This window comes from Parabacteroides sp. KHUB-01, from assembly GCF_056640935.1.
This window is the reverse complement of sequence record NZ_CM153256.1, coordinates 726660-747660: the sequence shown is the minus strand read 5'-3', so window position 1 is coordinate 747660 and position 21001 is coordinate 726660. Positions and strand designations below refer to the sequence as shown.

Here is a 21001-nt window from a genome sequence, read left to right as displayed (position 1 = left end):
ATAGAATATAAGCAATACTTAAATAAATATTTATAGAAAGCTATATGAAATATATTTATTACATATTATCTGTATTGTTCACACTTTCTTTTGGCAGTTGCAAGGACGATATTCCCGGAAGCGACAATCCGAATATAGGAGGAATCACCCTCACGCTTACCAGCGGGAATATGGAAACACGCACCAATCTGACTTCAACAGCTGCCACTCAGAATGTGGAATCGGTTTATATAGCTTTGTATAAAGTAAATGAAGACGGAGTCTATGACAATGCTACTTTTGTGGCTGCTAAGGATTTTGAATGGGATAAAACCGAAAATGTAACCTCATACGAGAAACAGGTACGCCCACTTCAGTTCACGGATCTCGTACCCGGAGAATATATCATACTGGCTGTAGGGTTGGATGCTGATTCTAAAACGACATATTTTACCTAATTGAGCGATTTTGAAACTAAACTTAAAACTGCTAATACTTTAGCCGAAGCCAAAGCCATTGCTGCTAATGCAGCTTCAATAGCTACCTCCGAACTATTCGCCGGATGGAACACTTTCACCTATGAACCGGATATTGAGAATAAGGTGGAAGTTGAGATGAAGAGGAGAGTGGCGGGGGTGTTGTGTTATTTGACAGACATTCCTTATAAACTCACCACTAATAATACAACATACAGGATTACAGAAATTCGTCTAAACTTAATGGACAAACAAAACAACGAAATTTCTTTGCGAAGAATTAATCCAACGAATGGTAATTTGCTTCCTGATGATTTCGGAACTTATAACGGTTCGGCTCCAGAAACAAGTAATACGATTTGTTCTTTTGATTTGACAGGTGATAATTATCAACCTGACTCTAAAAATGAATTATATGTAATATCCACTACTTTATCTAATCAATTGGAAAATACTTTATTGAAAGGAGCTTATGTCTTGCCTATAAAAAATGAAGATGGCAAAAATACCTTGGAGTTGGAATTGTGGGGAAAAGCATATGATGAAAATAAAGATGACAATATAGCAGAAGGAGCTGCATTGACTAAAATTACTACCTTCCCTGTGGAATGGGATAATGTGGATGTAACAGGAGAGAATAAAAACAGTTATTCAATACGCCCTAACTATATATACCATATTGGAGAGAAGCCGGAGTCAGATTCTACTGACGGTGATTATCCAATGAGCCTGGCAGGAACGAAGATAACTGTTACGGCTAAGGAATGGGATAAGGAAAATGTGAATGTGGAGTTTCCGAGTGTGCCGGTGAATGCGACGATGGAGTTGGTCAATGAAGACGGTATGGCTTATAATACGGATAAATATATATTTGATTGTATTGGTATTGATGATGTGGATGGTTATGGCTATACTACAGAATCTCCGTCATATCCCTTATATTATCCAACTCCAGAAAGATTAATATTACGCATAAGCCCGTCTTTGTTAAAATCACAATGGAGGGTGACAATTTATAAATGTGATGAGGATGGTAATATAGATAGTAATCCGTCGGGAGGAGAAATGCTTTATATCAATAATAATAACAGTTATGTACAAGAATATGAAGCAACTCAGGAAGAATGTGAAGATGGAACTTCTCTTACATTATTATTGACGGATTATGCTGATGGAAATTATTTCTCTCAAAAAAAACGTTATTCTAAAATATTATTGGAAACGTTGGACGAAGATGGTAATATAGTAGCGACAGATGATATGGTTATTGCACAGTATAATGCAATAACTGTTAATTATGAAGGTAGAACTCTTGGATTCAGTTATTATGATTGGGGGGTTAAGAGGGATTTAGGAACAGGTGTTATTATAAATAAAGGTATTGCAGTCCAATGGAATTTTCTGGAAAGTGTTTTATCAGAATTTTCAAATAAAAGTGGTTATGATAATTATACTCGTGCATTAGAATTATCTAAAGGTAATTTCTATGATGCATTTTATTATGGAGAAAATACAGTATATAAAAATGGTTGTGCGATATATAAAGCTGCAAAAAAAAGATTGAATATTTCGAATTCATTAAAAGTAGAAAAAACAACTAATAATATCTGGTTTTTGCCTGCTTATTATGAAATGGAATCATTTTTTCAGAGTTCATTATATGATTTAAGTTGGAATGTTCAGATTAAACCTCAAAAATATTGGACATCAAGTAATCAAGGAGGTTGGTGTTCTTATAATATTTATCGAAAAAATAATGATACAGTAGGTTTGTATGATGTTGTAGGTTATGATGGATATAGTATATCAGGAAATAGAAACGAATTTTTTTATATGCGTCAAGCCTGCATAATAAACGAAAATTAATAATATAATGAAACAATACACCTATATAATATTATTACTCCTCTCTCTCCTTGCAGCCTGCCAGGATGATTTGGAGCAGTCCGTTGAAGGTGAATATCCTTCAGACGGTAAGACTACATTTGTCTTGCAGGCATCAGATGCTTCAGCCATATATACACGAAGCGGTGACGCAAAAACAGATGAAGTTTTTGAAAGTGTGATGCTGATGGGATTTAATGATGCTGGAGAATTGAAAGTAGAAGCATATCAGCAATTGATAGAGAATAACAATACGGTAAGGCTTTATATACCGGAAGGGGTAACTGTGGTTTATGCTCTATGCAATGTGCCGGATATAAGTATATTGGATGATGTAGATAATTTGTCTGATTTGGAATCAGTATCCGTAACATTGTCACAGCCGGATGGAGCTTATACAGGAAAGTATGTGATGAGCGGGAAAACTCCTACAGATTCAGGAGCATCATCATACGAAATCACCGTAACCCGCCTTGCCGCCAAATTCGACTTTAATATAACATTTTCTCCACAGAACACTGGAGACCAGTTTATGCTGAGCGCGATATATATGCATAATATTCCTATGGGCAGCAAATTGTTGGAACCGGAAGATTATGCGTGCGTGGATGATTATTTGAATGTGAAGACTGTTGATTATGTGTATGATACTGACTATACAAATAGGGCAAATAAATACTATAAGGATAAGGTTTGGGTTGATTTTGAATATGTTGACGAATCAGACTCTGGCTCAGGTGTTGCAACTGCGCCTTATTACTCTGCTTCTTATTATCTGTATGAGAACCGTCAGGGAGGAATAGAGGATAAAGTTGGAAATTGGGCAAATATCATAGGTCTGCAGAGTATTAAAGAAGGAGCATATCCTTATGATAACCTTTATCAAAAATATCAGCAGATATATAAAAGGCAGCATGCTTTGGAATTTAAAAGGGCGAATGATGGGGTATATGATGAAACAACTAAAAAGGAGACAGGTTTTCAATATGCTTCCTATCTGACAATTCATGGGGTTTATACCAACGAGAGCGGCCCTTATGAAGTGACCTATTATGTTTATTTGGGTAAGGATAACTATAAGGATTTCAATGTATGCCGTAATCATCATTATATTTATAATATTACTATTTATGATATGGACAAGACCGATACGCGTGTAATCTCAAACGGTATCGGGGCAATACAAGTGTATGGAAACTTTGATGAGATATTGGACGCTCATCCGAACGTATTGCAGGCATTGATGTATGCCCAAGGTGATTGGACGGTGAATGTGGAGAACCCGGATAAGACGCCTTGGCTTGAGATTTCGAAGTCCGCGCGCTATATACCAAGAATGGCTGGCGAGGCTGCTTCGGCAGATAAAGCTTCGTTCAGCATGAGTGGGACAGGTGGTTTGCAGTATGTATATATTCATACGGATGAGTATGTGCCTAAGATTAATAATCCTGCGGATAATCGTTTGTTCGAGCCACGCACTGGTGCTCTGGTGTTCAAATGCGGAAATGTGTCACAACGTGTGGAAATCAAACAATACCCGGCACAGTTGGTACGCTTGCATATTGATTATGATATTCATTTGGCTAAAGAAATCAATGAGGATTTTTATGTGGAGCGTGTATTGGAAAAGAAGAATATGAGTTGGGGATTTGAACATTACTGGAGTTTCATCACCGACGACTTGATTGCTGCCGGGCAGTGGGATGGACTTGCCAATACTCGCCGCCTGTATGATGTGGCACTCAATGGCGACAAGTGGGGCGTGGCTCCTATGTATCCTGCCGATAAATATCCGAATGGAATACCTCAGGATATTGCTCTTGGTTATGCGATAAACAAGAACCGCGACAGGAATGGAAACGGAAAGATAGACTATAACGAAATTCTTTGGTATTTGCCTGCCGCAAATGAAATCCAGGCTTTGAGCGCGCATATTTATGGTGAAGGAGCTGGTGATTATTATCCTAAAGATGTTGAAATATTTAAAACTGTAGATTGGGATCAGGATAATGGAATATTCCATACGTCATCGCCTTCTGTTGCCGACCCTGCCGGAATAACGCCGGGACGTTCCTATTATGTGACACTTTCGACCGGCAAAAAAGCCATCGGTTTGCGTTCTCGCTATTACAATGTGCTTTGCGCCCGCCGTGCCGATGGATGGTTAGGCCCGGAAACAGGCGAGACTGATGGAAATGTGGATAATGATGAGGACTGGAACGACGATGAGGAAGAAATCATGGATAAGAATAAAGGAGAATAATGATATGAAGAGATACACAATATATATGGCTATGCTGTTTGCCTTTGCTCTGTTTTCATGCTCGGACGAGATGAAGGAAGGCGGGGAAAATGACGGCAATGTGCCCGTGGCTACATTCAACGTGACCACACGTGCATCGGACAATTCGGCTGATAACGAGATTTCGGGCAAGCAGTTCACACGGCTTTTTCTTGCGGAGAGATTATCGGAGCATACGGAAAGTGATGGTAGTGAGACATTGCATTGTGACGCGTCCAACCGTTTTGACCTCGACGGCTCGACATACCAGTTGGAAGGGCTGAAAGGACAATGGTATAAATTCGCCTTTGTCTGTGTGCCTGCTTTGAATGATAAAATGGGAAGTGAGATGTTTGTTGGCGAAACCACAAAGTATTCCGAAGAACATGATTTCAATAAACTGATGGTTGACTATCAGCCTGTACTTCGTTATCAGGCTTCAGAACCTACAGCAGCCAACAATGATGATTTGTCTGTTTACAGGAAAATTATAGACCGCTGGGTGGATGCCACAAATCCGACCAGCGAGGATGTTGCCCTGACACGTGTTACCGGACAGCTGATTCTGGATATGGGAAAACCAGCAGACCAGTTTGAGAATCAAGTTTCTTCCATAACTCTTACCGTTATTACTCCTACACGTTTTTATATCCGAGATAAGGCGGAGGATCAGGTGATAGTAGCTGATGAGTCTGAAAAATATTTTACTATCAATGTTTCGAAACAGAAAACCCGTCAGATTCTTCGTGTTTCACTTTTGCCGGGCGAGCTGAAAAATGCAAAAGTAACTGTATATTTTAATGGAGGAACATCAGAAGAATTTGTATTACAAAACGAAAATAAAGAACCAATCCAGATAAAGAAGAATACACGCACCACAGTCCTGTTCAATGGAATGCATACGGATGAGTTTGAGGTGAGGTATGCGGGGTTTGATGATGGAGGGGATGCGGTGATTGATGTTCCGGATAATGGCTGGAATGGCTGGCAGTAAAATTGGATTAAACACGGCGAATCACCGTATCCCGGTATTTTAAATTATTTCAAGATATGATACGAAACAAGATATTCCCTTGGGCTGTAACAGCCTTGTTGTTCTTCTCGGCTTGTGAGAAAGACGAACTGACAGATCGTCCGGACTCGGGCACCGACCAACATTTGCCTCATACAGGCGAACAGTTTATCGTGGACTATACTGTTGGCAACGGAGTGACTCGTTCCGGCGAAACAAATGAACCGGATAATAGAATCAAGTCTATTTTGTATTTGTTGTATCAGGATGGTACGTTGGTAAAGAAACGAGAAATCCCATTGAAAAGTGGAGAAACGCATTTCCAATTTCCTATGACACGTGATAATATGTCGTGGGAACAGCGTGAAGCCTTGAAAGATACATTAGATATTAATACAACTTACACTGCAGTGTTTGTTGCCAATGCGGAAGAAGGGAAAACATTATTACTGGACAAGATGGAAGGTGGAGAAACTATTCCCCGTCCTTTTTCTGAAATATGTTTGCAACTTCCGGAAACAGCTATCACGGAGGAAGATGAAATGTTTTATTTGTTTACCCAAGAGATACTTTCTTCGAATGGAGGTGCTGACAGGGACAATCCGTATAATTGCCCGGTGATGTTACAGAGGGTGGTGAGTAAGACGGAGTTTAGGAGAGCGGAATACTCTGAAATAGAAAAATTCGAGGTGGTTAATGCAGCTTTGGCTGATTGGTATATTTCATGGATTGCAGAACCTCAGTCTGAAGATAGTTATGGCGGTTTGATTTATGAATCTGCTAAAAAGTATATGAATGGTTTTGCGGACGATGTTAATCAAATAGTGATTGACGAAGAAAATAGCTCTTTGATAGCAGAACGTGAAAGTTTGGTTGCTAAATTAAAGGAGTTTTCTTATTGGAGAAATTTAGAATCTCAATTTTCCAACCAATTATCGGAGATTCTTGTAAAGGATATAAATGATAATCCTTCTGTTAAAGATGAACTGTTTTCCTCTTGGTACGGTTTTACCCCGAAAGTACAGTTTAACCCCGGAGCCAATAGTTTGAATATTTCTGAAGGTTGGAAGTCGTATAGTCAGGATGGATACATTATAACTCTTACTAACCCGATAGAGCTGATAGAAGACGGAATGAATACATTTTCTGTTTATACGTTTGGAGATAATAAGGATGAAACGGATAAAAATAGCGTAGGGCAGCTTGTCCTTTGTAAAGGTGAGCGAGAGGCTTCGATTGATGTTGATAAGCCGATAGGAATCAAAGGTAATCAGCATGCGGTGATGACTTATAAGTCGACAATGACTTATAATAATGGGTCAGAACTGAAGCCGTTTTCAACAACTTTTGATTTAGGCTTAATTGTAGAAATAAGTGGTGATTTAAAGAATCTTATTAATACCAATTTATTTGTTGTTGAAGACTCTAAATATGGTACGGACTTAAACAATTTTCAATTGAAGATTGATATTCCTGATTTATCCAAAAGTGGAAGTATCCTGATATCAGGTGAATGGACTGTGGAGAAGAAGAGTATTCCTGAAAACTAAGTAATCTTTTCTTTCAGTAAGTATCTACAGCCGGCTTCAGAAATATTTGAATTAGTATTTAAATAAGAAATAAAAAGAAAATATGATAATGTCTGTAAGAAAAATAATTATAAGTGGTCTGCTGTTTCTGCTGGGAGCGGTGATGGGAGCCACCCAGGCTTGGAGCCAGTCTACTTCTCCAGAATCGGTGATGACGCAAAATGCTGATGGAACATGGACGGTGCATAAGCAGGTGCCGTTGGTGGGGGAAGGACGTGTGGTGAATAGGCTGATGTCAGAATTGGTTTCACTTTTGCCAGTTGGAGAACAGCATTTGGATTATTTGGTTGATGAAGATTTGGTTAATGCAACTTCGTTTGGTATAGGTTTAGTGGGTGCTGATTTGTTTGCAAATGAACTTGTGTCAGTGAAGGATATAAATCGCGTGTATGCTGGGGGACAAAAGATCGGATTTGTCTTTGAGTCGAAGAATAAAGGTCTTTTGGGATTAGATTTATTGAAAGGATATGTAATAAAAACTTATTTGAAAGGCGAACTACAAGAAACGATTGCTGTTAAAGAAGAAGATGGTAGTTTGCTGAATTTGGAGCTATTGAGTTTTGGTGGAGAATCTAATCCTACAACAGTTCTTTCTGTTATGACAGAGAAGCCCTTTGATGAAGTCTCTTTTTTGAATACAGGTTTGGCAGATGTGGATCTTTTAGGAGAACCTTTGAGAATTAATTATTTCTTTGTTGGAGAGAATCCAGAGATTCCGGCGGTAAAAAATAGCCCTTATTTTACAAATCCAGACATTCATGATGGTTCGTTGAGTGGATGGACAAAGATGTATGATTCGGAAAAGATTGTCGACTCTGATTTATCTAATGGCGGTTGGTTTTCTCTTGTGAGTGGACTTTTAGGTGCTTGTGCAACTGTAAATTTCAATCAGGAAGTTCCAGCAGGTTATGAAGTTGGTTTTCGTATTTCTAATGCAGGAATATTAAGTTTGGGGGTATTAAATGGTACATCTCTTGAAACCTATAATGCTAAATCAAAAAAGCAAGAGTCAATTACATTTCACGAATTAATAGGAGCTTCATTAATTGGAGGTGGTCATCATAATCTTCGATTTGTAACAACTAAACCAAGTCATCAACTGCGTATAGATTTTGGTGGATTGAATGTAAAATTGGATGTAACAACTGTTCACTATGCTTATATTCGCAAACCTGTAACCGTTGGTCCGGAAGCCTACTTATCATTAGCTGATGATACGATTTACAGTGGAGATGGTTATCAATTTTATATCAATAAAAAATATAAGGATAAGGTAACTTTCAGAACGGTAGGAACAGATGTAGGAAGTCCTGATTTTGCTGTAACCAATGATGGTGTAATTCATGGAATGATAAAAGACGGCCGTTACACAGTTGAAGCAACATTGACAATTGGTGAGGGCAATGAAAAAGAAACCTATATTCAAAAGGTTACTATTACAAAGATAACAAGAACAGCTGAGCAGTGTAATCAGTTTATTTTAGAAAGTAACTATGGAGCAAATGTAACCAATGTTTATGATGGACAAGGTTGTTTGTTGTGTGTGGGTGGTTCGTTTCATGGAAGTGCAAGTAATTTGGTAGATGATAATCCAAATAATTATGCAACAGTAAATTTACCTCTGATAGGAGTAGCTGATGTTAAACCTATTGTTGCTTTAACTTTGGGTGAAGGTCAAACTATTAAACCAGAGAAAGAAGGTGAGAAGATCAGAGTTGGGTTTACTATGCAGTATTCATCTACATTATTAAATTTGAATGCATTGAAATTCTTTTATTTCCGATTGTACAAAGATGGGAAAAAAGTAGATGAAAGTGTATCTGGGGAAAATTCGACTGTTGGTTTAGATTTGATAGCGGGAGCCCATGACAAAGTTCGTTTTACGATGACAACGGATAAAGAGTTTGATCATATAGAACTTTGGTATGCAGGTGTTGCCGGTATCTCATTAGGTAATAACTTCCGTATTTATTATGCTTTTTGGGAACCTGACCGTGAAGATTGTCGCCGATTTAGTCCGGCAGAGGTTTGTATGGAAACATTGAACTATAGAACCGGGGCTTCTATTTGGCATGAAAAGACCGGTATGGGCTCGCTAGAAGATAATACTATTGGCTCTGTAGCTGCCATTGTAACCGGTATGGGAAATGTTATTGATAATGATCCGTATAACTATGCGACAGCGAATACATTGGTTGATCTAAGTGTCGGTCCCGGAGGATTTTTCTCATTAGGTATTCGCTTGGATCAGAAGTTGGTTGTACCGGCCGGAGGAAAGAGACAGATTGGCTTTATAGTCAGACCCGTTGATGGAGTATTAGGGTTATCTGCTTTATTGGCAAGAACGACAGTTGAGCTATATAATGGAGAGACATTGATAGCAAAGGATCAAAATGTAAATGGTGTTTTGGACTTACGCTTGATTGGTTATGGTGATAAAGCATATATAGAAGCTACATTATCTGCTGTTGGTTCACTGACTCCTAAGTATGTAGATGGAATGGTTCTTAAGTTAGGTGGAATCAAGGTTGATATAGGTGGTGTTGATCAGATTTATGGTGCTTACACCCGCCTCGACTCCGACGGTGATGATATTCCAGACTGTATCAAGCCGGAAGAAGAATTGGAGATTTCCGTTCAGCCGGATGTGATAAACGAATGTGTAGATGTGACAGGTACTAAGACAGTAGAATTGACTATATCAAGTAAGAATAATGATATAGAGAAGATAACAGCAGTTTATTGTGAGTTTTATTCTTATGATAGAACAGCATCTACCGGATATTCTATCAATGGAGAATATAGCAAGGAGTATTACTTAGGAGAGGTTGTTGGCGGTAAACGTACACTAACTTTATCCTTGAAGGTCGGTGATTATATGATTCGTTTTAAGGATAAGGATAAGAATAGTTATATCAGTACGGATGTTCCTCATATTACTATTCACCCTTTGGAAACAACATGGACTCCTTATAATGGTAGTACGGATTGGAATGACTGGGGCAACTGGGATAAAGGTTCTCCATGGACTTGTACGAATGTGATAATTCCGTCTAATGCGTCTGTTTATCCGATTTTGGAAGGAAAGGATATAAATGGGAATATTATCATGAACGGTTGTAACTATATCCACTTCCAGCCCAATACAGAAGTAGTCAGAACCCATTATCTGACTTACACTGAGGCTTGGGTGGAAATGGAACTGTCGCCAAACCGTTATTATATGTTGTCGGCTCCTTTAAAAGAAATGTATTCGGGAGATATGTTTATCTCACAGGAAAGTGTATATCCGAATTATTTCACGGATTTGACAGATGGTAATTATGCTGAGAATCGCACTTATCCGACTATCTACCAGCGTTTATGGGAAACTACGGCATTGGACCGCCCATTGAATGGAAACAATCCATTACCTGTTTATCCGGAAAAAACCAGATGGACAAAGCCATATAATCATTTGGCAACATTATTTGGTTTGCAGAATGATAATAGTTTTTTGTGTGCCTTCTCTCTTTTGGTTGACCCTGAAGGACCTGATACAAAGGCAGGAGATGAGGATACATATTTATTCCGTTTCCCTAAATTGCATAAAACATATAATTATGTAAATGAGAAAGGAGAGCCAATAGAAGGAAAGAAAGAATCGATTAGTCGTATACAGAATAATATAGGACGTTTTATTTATGAAAATCCGGGAAATGAAGGAAACCCTTTCCCGTTGAAAGTACGGTTGAAAAATAATGACTTTAATAATAAGACCTATTTGATGGGTAATCCATTTATGGCGCATATTAGTATAGCTGAGTTTTTGAAAATAAATACTCATATTTCGTCTGTAAAAGTTTATGATGGAAATATTAATAATTCTGTAGTTGCTGATATAGATGACGGATTAGTAAGTAATACTACAGGATTAGATGTGATTGCGCCTATGCAGTCAGTTTTTATTGTCCAAAAGGATAATGCAGGAGTAAGTCAGTATTGTGAAGTTACTTTTACAGAAGAAATGCTTGTTTCCAAACCTGATGGAAAACTTAAAAGCAATGTAGAGGAAAAAGTTTCTGACAGAATTGTTTTGATTGCAGATGTTGAAGGAAAATCTTCTACAGCGTTGGTCCGTTTGTCTGATTTTGCATCAGATGAGGTTGTAGAAGGAGAGGATTCTGAAATATTGTTGGAAAATGAAGTTTCACCAGCTGTTGCATTGTTTGTCGAAAATGAAGGTAAGGCTTTGGATATAGAGCAGCGAGCCAATTTGGATAAGATAAATTTAGGATTCTGTATGTCTCATCCAGCAGCAGTAAACTTACAAGTTAGTCTGCCTTTGTCTGTTGGTGATAAAGTGCTGGAAGATCTGGTAAATAACAGAATTTATCTTTTGAAAGCAGGAGAAACAACTTCGCTGATTCTGCCAGAAATGGATAGTCAGGTTGGTCGTTTTCGTATAGTTGATGAAAGTATGGTAAAGCAAAAAGAGTCTGTTATAAGCATTCAATACTTACGTAAAAGCGGATTATTGGAAGTCCGTTCTTTTAGTAATTTGCTGGAACGTTGTGATGTTTATACAATAGACGGACGTTTGGTGTCACAGAAATCAGGTTTGGCAGAATGTTATCAACTTGATGTTCCAAATGGTATGCTGGTGGTTCGTGCGATAACAGAAAACGGAGATGAAAAAGTAATGAAATTGAGGGTTGCAAATTAAAAATATTGGGCTTATGCAATATCATAAATATATATCTGTAATACTTCTGGTCTTTTTGCCTTGTATTATATCTTGTCAGAAATCAGAGATAGAAACTGATAATGAGGAAACTTTTGAAATTCCTGTAAGTTTTGATTTGTTACAGGCTGGTTCGCTTACTACAAAGTCTGCTGATATTCCTGATGGTGAAAGGCCTATGCAGCCTGCCGAATCAGTAAGGCCTGTATTTGTTGACCAGGTACGATTAAATATTTATACTCGCCCAAAGGGGAGTTATAGTAACAAGATAGAAGATTTTGCTTATTATAAATCTCAAAATTTAACAGCTTATTTAGATGAAGCAAGTGGATATTATGCGGCTCAAGGAGTGGTGAGTCTAAAGAAAAATTATGAATATCGTGTAACAGCCTTGGCTTATAATACAACAGCAAATGAAAATGGTTTGTTTACTGTTAAGGAAAATGAATTGTTTACAGATGCATCGATGAAGTTAAGCGATACTGAAAATTATCAAACACCGGAATTGTTTTTTGGAACTCCGGTGCTTGAGAGCGGTGATACTGTTTTTTGGTATGATGAAGGAAAGAAAAATGAATTGTTGACAGGCTGGTTGTATAGAGGTGTTGCAGGTGTAGAGTTGAATATAGATAATGTTCCGGCTAAAGTGAAAAAAATAGAGTTGTTGGCAGATTCGATGCATACAGAAAGCCATATACGGTGGTATAGTGATTTTATTGGAGCATATTCTTTAGTAAAGAAATCAACTCCTCAAGGTGGATTTGTCTTGAAATCATGGGAAAAGGGTGAAAGTGATAATTTGGATGAGATTACTGTTTCAATGATTGGAGCTAATTTATTACCAGTATGTACTACTTTGGCATTGCGTATAACTGAAGAAGATGATGCAGGTTTGGATAAGGTGTATTATACATTATTGCGTGTGCGTGAAGTAGGACAACCGAGAAATAGTGATTCAATATTGAAAGCTACTCATCCGGATGATGGAAATGGAACCGGTATAATACCGGATGGAGATGGTGATGGGGAAAATCCAGACCCGGAACCTCCTGATTTTTCCGAATATGAAATATGTTTTAAAAGGAATAATTATTATCGCATTAATGCAGATTATAATAAATTGACTATGCAAAATTATATTGTTAGAGTTACTGTAAATCCAAACTGGGATGCAGATGTCTCTCTGACATTGGGAGAAGCACAGTAATGATCAGGAATAGTCCGGATGTTCTTGTCAATATGCGAAATACAAGTCAAATGGTAAATTTTGAAACAAGACAAATATGTATAAACTAATAAATATAGTAATTATATCTTTGATCCTTTTTTCATCTTGCGAAAAGAAAGAAATATCGCCGGATGTGAATCCTTCGGAAGCGCAATCACAGTCTTTCCTGATAAAAGTGGAGAGTGTGGGCGAGGTGTCGTCGCACTCGACAACAACCAAATCACAGAGCCGCCCGATTTACAGTTTCTCGCCGGAGCAAACAATTGACCGTGTGGATGTGATAATAATAGAAAGAGCATTAACGGCGAAAATAGTTTATAAGGGAACATTCAAAAACTGGAGTGATACGGAAAACAAGGTTAGCGTGCCTTATGTGAAAGGCGAGAAAAGAGGACGTCAGACGGAAGTGGTTCTGGAAGGGGACGATATGCTTGAGGAAGGTGTGGAATATATTGCATATGGAGTGGGTTTTCATTCCGGGACTTATGGCGGCTATGAGCCTTTCAAAGGTTTGTCGCTTGGCGATAAATTCCCAAATTCAGAAATGGTAACAGTTCCTGACGGTGATGGGGTGGCGGAGATATTTGCCGGCGCTCAGTCGTTTTATGTGGAGGACGGCAAGATTATAGCCAATCCGGAAGATGAGGAGATATCCGAAATTCCGGCTATCCGTTTGCGTCGTCAGGTGGCAGGTCTGATGGGATATTATACGCGTATTCCGGCAGTAATAGGGGGTAAAGCTGTGAGGGCAATCCGTCTGGTTACGCCGAAGGTGAACAAGTCTATTATCTTTGGTGGTTTCCGTTCGCTTTATGATCCTAATGACTTCAGTAAGCTGAAAGTGATAAACGGGTTCAATCCGAGAACGGATTATGATACTAAATATTATGGCTCGGAAACGAATGATGCTTTTATCGTTGCAAACGATATAGAATTGGGGAAATGGTTCCCGGGTGGAGAAAACGGAATGCCTCTGGATGCCAATGGTGACGGTTTTCTGGATGGTGATGATACTAACTGGAAAATCAATGAAGAGCTGGAGGAAGCCGGAATAATACGTGTTCTGCAAGGATCTGTGTTCAACAGTTGCTATTGGGTTCCGATGGGTATAACGCAGGAGGAGGCTGATGCGGGTATTCCTACATTCCAGCTGCAGTTGGTCGGACAGAATGATGAGATTCTAAAGTATTGGAATATTGAGGTACGACAGGCAGAAGAATTTTCGGAAACAAGAACATTGGTATTGCCTGGCGAATCTGGAGTTCCTGAGGTAATAACGGAAGAAAATCCGGCAACTCCGATAACATTCAATATAGCAAGGAACAACCTCTATTCTATGGGTGCTAAGAATCATGAACAGTCTTATGGTGAGGATGAACCTATTGATTTGTCGATGGGGGAAGATTTGGTTATTGACGTAAATCCGGATTGGAAAGAGTTGGAAACGATTTATTTTAATTGATTAGGTATGATTTGCCAAAAGTGTTGTTTTTGATTTTAATCGGTTGTCGCAAATCCGATAAAAATGTTACCTTTGCTGAAATATTTTAAATGTCAATCAATTAAACAAAAAACAATATGAAACACTATCTGTCGAATCTTTATGGTTTTCTGCTTGTAATTACAATTTTGCTAATGTCTGTTTCTTGCAAGGAAAATTCTTCAGCTAATGAGGATAAGTATGCAAGTTATAGCGCAACTACGCAAGAACTGATTAATATTGTGGAAAATGACAGCCGAATCAAGGAACTTCTTGAGGAAGCAATTGAGAAGGGTAAACAAATCAATCCGGACAAGACTACTAACCCGGCACAGTCGTTGGAAGAATATTATGAGTTTGTGGACTATTCACAGAAAGCTATGCCTTGGGATGTTATATTATGTCCTGGTCAGCCTACTATTTTCGGACGTATGTATCAGGCTCTTTGTTATTGTTATTTCATAAACTGTATGCCTCTGGAATCTCTCGAGGGCGAGAATCTTTTTACTAATTCGGTGCAGTATATTGAGCCTTACCGCAGTTGGCTTGTGAAATATTGCAAGGCGTGGGGCAATTATCTTTCATCGTCTGAATCTTGGAATAAGGAATATGAGGAGCTGATGATGGCTCAGGAGGAATTGGGAATGACTAAGGGATGGTATGAGGACCCGTCGAACTGGCATTCGTTCAATGATTTCTTCAGCCGTAAACTTAAGTCGGCAGACCAGCGTCCGATAGTTTCTCCGGGTGATAACTCGGTTGTGGCTTCACCTTGTGACAGCGAACCTCAGGGGGCTTGGAAGATTGATGATGAATCATATATCGTAACTTCAGAGAAGATTGCAGTTAAATCACGTGTGTTCAATTCTGTCAAGAATCTTATTGGGCCGGACAGCCAGTATAGTGATGCTTTTGCTGGCGGTACGTTCTATCATGCTTTTCTTAATGTTAATGATTATCACCGTTATCATTTCCCTCTTGACGGAACAATCAAGGAAATCAGAGTTATACCGGGTGATGATGCTCTTGGCGGAACTATTACTTGGGAGCCTGAATTGCAGCAGTATGTGGTGGATTGTTCTGTTCCTGGATGGCAGAGTATTGAAACAAGGGGGCTTGTGATTCTGGATACGGAAACTCATGGTTTGGTGGCTGTGATGCCTATCGGTATGTCGCAGGTCGCTTCAGTTAATTTTGAACCGGAACTGAAGGTTGGCAGCAAGGTGAAGAAGGGTGATATGCTGGGATATTTCCTGTTTGGCGGTTCGGATTTTGTTCTGGTGTTCCAGAAAGATGCAGGATTTGAACTGACAGCTCCGGTTAATGAGAATGGCGGATTGCAGCATATTCTTATGGGTACGGAGATTGGTAAACTTGCTGAATAAAAAAAGATAATATAAGATAAATACTGAGAGCACAGAAATACAGAGGAAAATTATAGAGATATAATGAGAAACTCTGAATTCTGTGCTCTTTGTATTTTTTGTATTATACAAAGACTATTATAACCTATCGAATCTCACCTCTGAATAAACAAAGATAAATTGAAAGAAAATGACTATCTTTACGCCCGTTTTTGTCAATGCATTTTATGAATTGATGGATATAGAAACAAGAAACTGAGAGACAGAGATGAACAGGGATAACAATCTTATACGTTTGCTTTTGCTGCTACTGGTGGCATTGGTATCTACGTTGCTGATGTATTGTTTGCCGGAACAGATTTGCGGTTATAAGATAAAAAAAGTTGATTTGTTGTCGGAATTGAGAGTGAAACAGGAAGTGAATGTTATGGATTCGCTTCGCCGGCAATTGCTGGAAGATACTGTGGAGGTGGACTCATTGTATGTGCGTGATTCAATTGAAATTCATGAAGATTTGGATTCTGCGGTTTTGCAGTTGAGAGATTCGCTTTATAATGTGTTGGTGCAGACGGAAGGGGCGGATTCATTGGGCGTTAATATAGAGGACTATTCTTTGGGACATGTGGGGCTGAGACGATTCTTCTCGGCTTTGAACAATAGGGATACTATGAGCAGACCGGTGCGTGTGGCTTTCCTTGGAGATTCGTTTGTGGAAGGAGATATACTTGTGGGTGACTTGCGCTCGTATCTCCAACAGACATTCGGAGGAAGGGGTGTTGGCTTTGTGCCTACATCATCGGTTGCCGCGCAATATCGACCGACAATAAAAATGAAGTCGGAAAAATGGAAGACATGGTCGATGATGACGGACTATACCCAGGCATATACTCTCAGTGGTATGCTGTTTGAGCCTGAAGAGGAAGGTGCTTCGATGAAACTGGAGACATCTGACAGATATCCGGAGATAAAAAGTGCCGGAACTTTCAAATTGTATTATCAGAAGAATAACGGAACTGTGATGCGGTTGGCTAAGAATGGTGAAACTGATACGCTGGAAACAGTTCTTCCTCAGACGGACAAAATTACTTGCTTTGAACAGAAAGGAGAGTTTTCGTCGGTGGATTGTTCGTTCAGAAATGTGGACGGAGGATTTCTGGCTCTTGGTGTGGCTATCGAGGACAACAAAGGGGTTGTGGTGGATAATTATTCTTTGCGTGGAAACTCTGGTCTGATATTGAACAGGGTTGATTCGATGCAGAGTGTGGCACTGAACAAGGTGCGTCCGTATGATCTTATCATATTGCAATACGGTCTGAATGTGGCTAACGACAGTGTGCTGCAGTATGGCTGGTATGGGAAGAAAATGGAGATTGCGATAAGGCACTTACGCCGTTGTTATCCTACTGCTGATGTTCTTGTGTTGGGCGTTTCGGACAGAGGAAGACAGTTTGACGGTAAGTTTGAAACTATGCCTTCGGTGCTTGCCTTGCTTCACGGTCAGAGACAGATGGCAAAACGTATGGGTGTTACGTTCTGGAACGTGTTCGGTGCAATGGGGGGCGAGAACAGTATGGTGCGCTATGTAGAAAATAACTGGGCAAGCAAGGACTATACTCACTTGAGTTTCCGTGGTGGCAAGGAACTTGCCCGGATATTGTATGAGGCACTGATGAGGGAAAAGAAATTTTATGATGAAGCGGATGAGGCAGGTTTTTAGACATATTGCATATGTTGTGATTGCAATGGCATTTACAACTTTGTGGGCACAACAGATAATAAAGGCTCCGAGGGTTGTACTGGGAGGTACGGGACGTGCGGATTCGGCTATGGTATGCCGAGATACGCTTGATTTGCCTTTGTCGTTGCCCGGTATGCTTGTAGGAGAAAGGGATACGCTGACTTTTGACTTCGGCTTGGAAAGGTTTTATTCCGGCCTGGATTCGCTGAGGCAGGGGAAAGACACTATAATAAGAATTGTTCATTTGGGTGATTCGCATATACAGGCTGGATATTACAGCGGAAGGATGATGCGCCATATGCATGAGACTTTTGGAAATGCGGGACGAGGATGGATTGCCCCATATAAGCTTGGAAGGACTAATGAGCCTTCGGACTATTTCATTTCGTCGGTAATACGAAACTGGTCGTCAGGAAAATGCACGCAAAGGGAGAGCAGGAGGAAGGCTCCTGTTGGTTTGGGCGGTTTCGGTATATCTGCTGTTTCTCCTTCGATAAATTTTGATGTGATTATTGCTCCTAATAACGGAAAAGGATATTCATTCAACAAAGCTATACTTTACAGAGGACGAAAGTCAATGCCTATGCTGCCGGCAGGGGATAGAAAGGCTGATGTGACTTACAGACCGGCGGACACTGTGTGCGCAGCGAACCTTGTAGCTGATACTTTCCTTATATCTTCGCTTACGGACACTCTGGAACTACAGAGTTCAAGACGAAAGAAAGGAATAGACAGGCTTTTGCCGGCATCTTCATTCAGAAATGTGTATTATGGATTAAGTCTTGAAAATGGAAATCCGGGTATATTGTATCATTCAATAGGCGTTAATGGTGCAATGTATGTTCACTATACAGATACGGCTTATGTGGAGCAACTTGCACAGTTGAAACCAGATTTGATAATAGTATCTATGGGTACGAATGAATCATTCGGACGGAATTTCAGAGCTGAGGAATTTGAAGGGCAGATACGAGCTCTTGTTTCATTGCTGAAAGATAAAATGCCGGAAACTGCTTTGTTGCTCACGACACCTCCGGAGTGTTACAGGAGAGTAACAGTGAATAAGAAACGAGTTTATAAGAGAAATGAGAATACTGAAGCAGTTGCTGAGGCAATTGTGAAGGTTGCCCGTGAAGATAGCCTTGCTTGCTGGGATTTGTTCAATGCTACCGGTGGAAGGAATTCAAGCCGAAAATGGTTGAATTATAAGCTTATGGGCAGAGATAGAATCCACTTTACAAAGGAAGGATATAAAGAGCAGGGAACGCTTTTGTTCAGGGGGATGATGAATTCTTATTTGAGAGAGGGAACGAGGTGACAAGGGGACGAGTTGACAAGGTTTTTTTAGGAGTTAAGGAGTCAAGGGGAAATTGCTTTTTCCTGTAGCCTTGTTAACTTGTCAACTCGTCTCTGATTAATTAATAAATAAAAAAGTTTTCACAGATGTTTGATTTATCGCAGCTTTCATTTGAAAAGTTACTACATATATTGGAATATGACCCTTCAGCACCAATGCTGTTCAGCAGTGGGTTATTCTTTTTCCTATTTATAGGATTTTTGTTTTTCTATATTCCATTGAGGAAACATACATTGCTGCGCATTGTGTATGTGAGTTTGTTTTCTCTGTATTTTTATTACAAGAGTAGTGGGCTTTGGTTTGGGCTGTTGGTATTTACTGCTACATCTGATTTCCTCATAGCGAGGGCAATAAAGGAGAGTGAGTCCATTAGTGTGCGCAAGTGGCTGGTTACACTCAGTTTGTGTGTCAATTTGGGGATGCTAGCCTATTTTAAATATTTTAATTTTCTGAGAGATATTGGAGCTTCGTTGTTGCGCTCGGCAAGTAGCTGGTTGGATGTTCCGGTGTGGAAAGATATAGTTGTTGAACCGTTGGATATATTCCTGCCTGTTGGTATATCGTTTTTTACGTTCCAAAGTATCAGTTACGTGATAGATGTATATAGAGGACGTATAAATCCTCTGAACAGATGGGTTGACTATTTGTTTTATGTATCATTTTTCCCTCAGCTTGTGGCAGGGCCTATTGTCAGAGCAAGAGATTTTATTCCGCAGATATACAAGAATCCGACTGTAAGCAAGGCAGAGTTTGGCGAAGGTCTGTTTCTGGTTCTGTGTGGTTTGTTCAAGAAATGTGTGATATCAGACTATATAAGCCTGAATTTTGTGGATCGTGTGTTTGATGCTCCTCTGTTATATACTGGATTGGAGAATCTGATGGGTGTGTATGGCTATACATTACAGATTTATTGTGATTTCTCCGGTTATTCAGATATGGCTATTGGTATAGCTTTGCTGTTAGGTTTCAGATTTAATATAAACTTTGATTCGCCATATCAGTCGGCAACAATAACAGAATTCTGGAGAAGATGGCATATCTCATTGTCCAGCTGGTTGAAAGATTATCTGTATATATCATTGGGCGGAAACAGACATGGCAAGATACGTACTTACCTGAATCTGATGATAACCATGCTACTCGGAGGATTGTGGCACGGAGCATCAGTAAGTTTCATTATATGGGGTGGATTGCATGGCGTTTCGCTTGCGATACATAAGGCAGTGATGTCAGTTTTCCCAAGTTTTAAGAAGACAGGAGAGGAGATGAAGCCATGGAGAAGAGTAATTGGAGTGTTGTTTACTTTCCATCTTGTGGCATTCGGTTGGATATTTTTCAGGGCAAACAATATTCAGACAGTTAAAGATATGCTGATGCAGATTTGTACAAATTTCCATCCGGAGATATTCCTGCAGTTTGTTTCAGGGTATAAAGGGGTATGCGCGCTTATGATTGTCGGTTATATATTCCATTTTGTTCCTAAAAGATATGAGTTTAAAGTCCGTCAGTGTGTTACTGATGCACCATTTGTATTCCAGGCATTGTTGCTGATTGTGCTGATATTTATCGTAGTTCAGTTTAAGAGTGCGGGAGTTCAACCGTTTATATATTTCCAATTTTGATGTTATGCAGCGTATAAGCTGTAAATTGCATCATATAGATATATGAGTTAATTCAATTTTCGCAAGTTGCTAAACTTAAAAGTCAACAAGGCTTTAGAGACAAGTTGACAAGGTCAAAAACAACTGTAACTTTACAATTTATCATCTGAAAACCTTGTTAACTTGTTATCTGTAAGTTGAGCTTGTGAAACTTAAAGTAATAACATAAAAACTAACAAACTCAAAAACTAATTAAAGTATATATAAATGCATTATTGATATAATATTC

At 39.3% G+C, this 21001-nt stretch carries 12 protein-coding genes; all 12 read left to right on the top strand.

Features of this window, described 5'->3' with window-relative positions; genetic code table 11:
• Nucleotides 1–44: 44 nt before the first annotated feature.
• Nucleotides 45–437: a hypothetical protein gene (locus ACYIAR_RS03445; RefSeq protein ID WP_480332175.1), complete on the top strand. Its 393-nt coding sequence runs from the start codon at nt 45–47 to the stop codon at nt 435–437.
• On the top strand, nt 438–2321 hold the full coding sequence (locus ACYIAR_RS03440; RefSeq protein WP_480332174.1) for a hypothetical protein: 1884 nt from the start codon (nt 438–440) through the stop codon (nt 2319–2321).
• A gap of 7 nt (nt 2322–2328) precedes the next feature.
• A complete protein-coding gene (locus ACYIAR_RS03435; RefSeq protein ID WP_480332173.1) occupies nt 2329–4602 on the top strand; it encodes a DUF4906 domain-containing protein in 2274 nt (757 codons plus the stop codon).
• Complete coding sequence (locus tag ACYIAR_RS03430; RefSeq protein WP_480333691.1) at nt 4529–5614, top strand: hypothetical protein; 1086 nt, start codon at nt 4529–4531, stop codon at nt 5612–5614. Before ACYIAR_RS03435 ends, ACYIAR_RS03430 begins: the two co-directional genes overlap by 74 nt.
• A 56-nt stretch (nt 5615–5670) precedes the next feature.
• Nucleotides 5671–7182 carry a hypothetical protein gene (locus ACYIAR_RS03425; RefSeq protein ID WP_480332172.1) on the top strand — a complete coding sequence of 504 codons (1512 nt, stop codon included), beginning with the start codon at nt 5671–5673 and terminating at the stop codon, nt 7180–7182.
• Nucleotides 7183–7270: 88 nt separating this feature from the next.
• Nucleotides 7271–11926 carry a hypothetical protein gene (locus ACYIAR_RS03420; protein ID WP_480332171.1) on the top strand — a complete coding sequence of 1552 codons (4656 nt, stop codon included), beginning with the start codon at nt 7271–7273 and terminating at the stop codon, nt 11924–11926.
• A gap of 13 nt (nt 11927–11939) precedes the next feature.
• Nucleotides 11940–13151, top strand: a complete 1212-nt coding sequence (locus ACYIAR_RS03415; RefSeq protein ID WP_480332170.1) for a hypothetical protein — start codon at nt 11940–11942, stop codon at nt 13149–13151.
• Nucleotides 13152–13227: 76 nt separating this feature from the next.
• Complete coding sequence (locus tag ACYIAR_RS03410; RefSeq protein ID WP_480332169.1) at nt 13228–14634, top strand: hypothetical protein; 1407 nt, start codon at nt 13228–13230, stop codon at nt 14632–14634.
• A gap of 116 nt (nt 14635–14750) precedes the next feature.
• Nucleotides 14751–16037: a phosphatidylserine decarboxylase gene (locus ACYIAR_RS03405; protein ID WP_480332168.1), complete on the top strand. Its 1287-nt coding sequence runs from the start codon at nt 14751–14753 to the stop codon at nt 16035–16037.
• A 247-nt stretch (nt 16038–16284) separates the two neighbouring features.
• On the top strand, nt 16285–17733 hold the full coding sequence (locus tag ACYIAR_RS03400) for an SGNH/GDSL hydrolase family protein (RefSeq protein ID WP_480332167.1): 1449 nt from the start codon (nt 16285–16287) through the stop codon (nt 17731–17733).
• Nucleotides 17705–19072: a GDSL-type esterase/lipase family protein gene (locus tag ACYIAR_RS03395; RefSeq protein ID WP_480332166.1), complete on the top strand. Its 1368-nt coding sequence runs from the start codon at nt 17705–17707 to the stop codon at nt 19070–19072. Before ACYIAR_RS03400 ends, ACYIAR_RS03395 begins: the two co-directional genes overlap by 29 nt.
• Nucleotides 19073–19197: 125 nt before the next feature.
• On the top strand, nt 19198–20733 hold the full coding sequence (locus ACYIAR_RS03390; protein WP_480332165.1) for an MBOAT family O-acyltransferase: 1536 nt from the start codon (nt 19198–19200) through the stop codon (nt 20731–20733).
• Nucleotides 20734–21001 lie beyond the last annotated feature (268 nt).